Below are 3,560 nucleotides of genomic sequence, written 5' to 3'. Positions count from 1 at the left end.
ACTGTCTCTTGAAGCTAATTATGATGATTATCTTGAAAAAAAATGATAATTAGACAGAAGTTCTCTTGTTCACATAGAGAACTTTATCTTCTTTTGTTTTCAAAATGAGAATTGCTGCCTTAGGTAGTAGGAAAACGACAAAGTTTTAAAGTGCGGCGTTTAGGGTAAGATTGAACTATAATTGAGTTTATGAACTTACAATTTGATTGGGATAAGTACCTAGGAAAAATTAATTACACATATCTAACCACCTCTTGACTTTTGCCTCTTGCATGAGTGCCTATCCTAACCAAGAAATTAATTTTGCACCACTACTTAACCCCAAGGCAAAACTTAATCTCAAAAAGCATGGCATCAATTTTGAAGAAGCTAAGGCTGTTTTTCGAGATCCCCTAGCCTACATTTTTGATGATGAGTGGCATTCGGTCAGTGAAAAACGAGAAATTATTATCGGACACGATGACAATAATCGCCTTTTAGTCGTTTATTTTACTGAAAGAAATCAAATAATTAGTATTATCAGCGCACGTTTAACAACCAAAAAGGAACGCCAAGGCTATGAAAAATACACAGGATTCTGAAACCAACCAAAATTTACAAGATGACCTACTTCCTGAATATAATTTTAATTATACTAAGGCTCATCCTACTCGTTTTGTTTCTCAGGTAAATGAAATAAAAATCACTGTCACCTTAGAACCAGATGTCGCTAAAGTTTTCAAAAATTCTGAAGATGTCAACAAAGCACTTCGAGCTATCTTATCCGCTATCCCTGAAAAATAAGTAAAAAAAAACGTTCGATAACTAATTTCTCAGAGAAAGCAGGGGAGAAAGTGCGGATAGATTATTAAGAGACTGGCTAAATTCTAACGAGAGATTGACAAAATTATGACCAATCTTCTAAAATAGATAAATCGTGCGTCAATCTATTCCCAGCCTGAAACCTTCTAAGTCTCTCTCTTAAACGTTTTCTGAGAACTCTTAACATTAATCAATTTCATCGTAATTTAAGAAAAGATGCTGATTTTTCGCCTATGTCAAGCCCGTGGATATTTTGACGATTAAAGCTGATGGTACAAGATTCTTAGATTTAGGCAAATTCCCCGAAAACTGAATCTTTTGTCAAGGAGAATTTGTCAAGATGATGACTATTTGAGCAATTATTGATGATATAATCAAGGCGGCTGACCAAAATAGCCCCTAAATTTAGAACTATCTAAATTGCATCTATAATTTCCGCCTAACTAAACTATGAGTAAATGTTATCAAATCACCGTTCACAATCGTCAGACGGGGGAAAAATTTGTCACCACCGTTCCAGGGGATAACTATATACTGCACAGTCTGGAAAAACAGGGTCATCAATTACCCTTTTCCTGTCGCAATGGAGCTTGTACCAGCTGCGCGGTCAGGGTATTATCAGGAGACATCCATCAACCAGAAGCGATTGGACTATCGCCGGAATTAAAAGCCAGAGGTTATGCTTTACTTTGTGTCAGTTATGCCCGTAGCGATATGGAAGTAGCCACCCAAGACGAAGATGAAGTCTATGAATTACAATTCGGTCGCTTTTTTGCCCGTGGCAAAGTGCGTTTTGGTTTACCCTTAGATGAAGAATAGATTAGGGATTAATCGTGCCAGATACCAGCAGCCAATTAGAAAAATACCTAGACATTGCCAGCGAAGCCGCCCTAGCAGCGGGAACAATAATTATCGATAATTGGGGTAAAATCGAGAAAATAGAAGAAAAAGGGCGATCGGGCGATTTAGTGACGGAAATAGATCGTCGAGCAGAAACAGAAATTCTCAAAATTATTAGCCGTCACTTTCCCGAACATGGGATTCTAGCGGAAGAATCGGGAAAACTGCCAGGGACGGACAGCGAGTATCTCTGGGCGATCGATCCTCTCGATGGCACCACCAACTATGCCCACGGTTATCCCGTATCCGTCGTCTCCATCGGACTACTCATCGAAGGGATAGCAAAAGTGGGAGTCATCTATAACCCCTTTAGAAAGGAACTATTTCGGGCAGCCCAGGGTTTAGGAGCCACCCTGAACCGTCGTCCCATCCATGTCTCCCAGACGAGTGAACTAGAAAAAAGTTTACTGGTGACGGGCTTTGCCTACGATCGTTGTCAAACCCCCGATAATAATTATGCCGAATTCTGTTATCTGACCCATCTGACCCAAGGGGTACGCCGCAGCGGTTCCGCTGCCAAAGACTTAACCGATGTGGCCTGTGGGCGCTTAGATGGTTATTGGGAACGAGGGATTAATCCCTGGGATATGGCTGCGGGAATTATTCTGATCGAAGAAGCTGGCGGTAAAATTAGCGCCTACGATGAGAGTCCTTTTCTGATGGAAACGGGGCGAATCTTGGCCACTAACGGACAGATTCACACCACCTTAAGCCAAGCTCTGCAAAAAGCCGCCTCTTGGAGTTTTCAGTTTTAATTCTTTTAATATTTATTGCGATTATCATTGTGATTAGAGTAGGATTCGCTGTATGCCTTTTCCGATTTCCCAGGGATTATTTCAATTTGATTTAATCGATCACTTCGCTGTTTTAGGAGTCTCGATCGATGCCGAACAGGAGGAGATTCGCGAGCGTTACTTAAAAATTGCCTATAAACTCCATCCCGATACCTGTCGCATTCACACCCCCACCGAAAGGGAACAGGCTAATGAGTTACTCTCAAAATTAGTTAACCCTGCCTACGAACATCTAAGCCGCAAACTATCTCGGGAAGAATTTCGCCTTGTTTTAACACAAATGGGCAAGGCAATGGCGAAGGATTCGGGTAAAATCACTATCAGCAGCGAACCAGCTAGAAAACTAGCCCAGTTCACCGCTAACTATGAATTAGCCTATCAAAAAACCCTGCAATCTTTGGCGATCGATCAATATACCGCCCTAGAAAACACCTATCAGAAAATCGCCCAACTCAGTGAACTCAATCTGGTTTATCTGATCTTAACCGAAGGTCAGGGCAACAAGAAAACTATCCAGAAAGTCTTTATCTCCCAAGGCAATCCTAACCAGTCCGAGTTATTGGGAGCGACTGTCACGACGGCAGCCGAGGCTAGAGCCAAAGAATCGCCCCTAGAAGCCTATATTCGCCGCGCCCAAGCCTCTCTTGACCAAAATAACCCCGCCCAAGCTTTGCGAGAATTGCGCGATGCCCTGCGGCAAGAACCGGATAATGGCATCTGTCACGCCCTGCTCGGTTTAGCCTACCTGCAACAAAATCAACTCGCCATGGCCCGGGTTCATATCAATCGCGCCTGGCAAGTCAGCCCCAAAGATGCGACGGTGATTAGGTGCAAACGGGAACTAGATAAAGTAGTTAATCCTAATGTTGAAATGGAAGACCAGAAGGGACAAAAAAAGGAAGGGGATCGCAAGGGCGGTTTTTGGTCTCTATTTGGTGATAATAAAGATTGACATCCTCGCCGCCGTAAAACGGACGGCGATTCCTCACCACGCCACTTTTTTAGGGTGGTCGCGTCAATGGGGTTGACGCAGATAGCGAAAAACGCTTAATTGCTTAAGTCTGA

General features: G+C 42.6%; 5 protein-coding genes. All 5 read left to right on the top strand.

Translation table 11 applies throughout. From position 1 onward, the window contains the following. Positions 1-272: 272 nt before the first annotated feature. The 5 genes from EWV84_RS14630 (at position 273) to EWV84_RS14610 (ending at position 3,447) form a co-directional block, all read left to right on the top strand. Positions 273-581 carry a BrnT family toxin gene (locus EWV84_RS14630; protein ID WP_287078572.1) on the top strand — a complete coding sequence of 103 codons (309 nt, stop codon included), beginning with the start codon at positions 273-275 and terminating at the stop codon, positions 579-581. Then, positions 559-783, top strand: a complete 225-nt coding sequence (locus EWV84_RS14625; RefSeq protein ID WP_287078570.1) for a hypothetical protein — start codon at positions 559-561, stop codon at positions 781-783. Before EWV84_RS14630 ends, EWV84_RS14625 begins: the two co-directional genes overlap by 23 nt. A 468-nt stretch (positions 784-1,251) precedes the next feature. Next, a complete protein-coding gene (locus tag EWV84_RS14620; protein ID WP_286826420.1) occupies positions 1,252-1,620 on the top strand; it encodes a 2Fe-2S iron-sulfur cluster-binding protein in 369 nt (122 codons plus the stop codon). 14 nt (positions 1,621-1,634) lie between these two features. After that, positions 1,635-2,456: an inositol monophosphatase family protein gene (locus tag EWV84_RS14615; RefSeq protein ID WP_287078569.1), complete on the top strand. Its 822-nt coding sequence runs from the start codon at positions 1,635-1,637 to the stop codon at positions 2,454-2,456. Positions 2,457-2,508: 52 nt separating this feature from the next. Continuing rightward, positions 2,509-3,447: a J domain-containing protein gene (locus tag EWV84_RS14610; protein ID WP_287078568.1), complete on the top strand. Its 939-nt coding sequence runs from the start codon at positions 2,509-2,511 to the stop codon at positions 3,445-3,447. The last annotated feature ends 113 nt before the right edge of the window (positions 3,448-3,560 follow it).

This window comes from Microcystis sp. M_QC_C_20170808_M3Col (genome assembly GCF_007095505.1).
Lineage (GTDB): Bacteria > Cyanobacteriota > Cyanobacteriia > Cyanobacteriales > Microcystaceae > Microcystis.
This window is presented reverse-complemented; position numbering and strand designations above follow the sequence as displayed.

What these genes read in the sequence shown, in the direction of transcription:
- EWV84_RS14620 (WP_286826420.1), top strand. Translation starts at nt 1,252, where the DNA reads ATGAGTAAATGTTATCAAATCACCGTTCACAATCGTCAGACGGGGGAA.
- EWV84_RS14610 (WP_287078568.1), top strand. Translation starts at nt 2,509, where the DNA reads ATGCCTTTTCCGATTTCCCAGGGATTATTTCAATTTGATTTAATCGAT.
- EWV84_RS14630 (WP_287078572.1), top strand. Translation starts at nt 273, where the DNA reads ATGAGTGCCTATCCTAACCAAGAAATTAATTTTGCACCACTACTTAAC.
- EWV84_RS14625 (WP_287078570.1), top strand. Translation starts at nt 559, where the DNA reads ATGAAAAATACACAGGATTCTGAAACCAACCAAAATTTACAAGATGAC.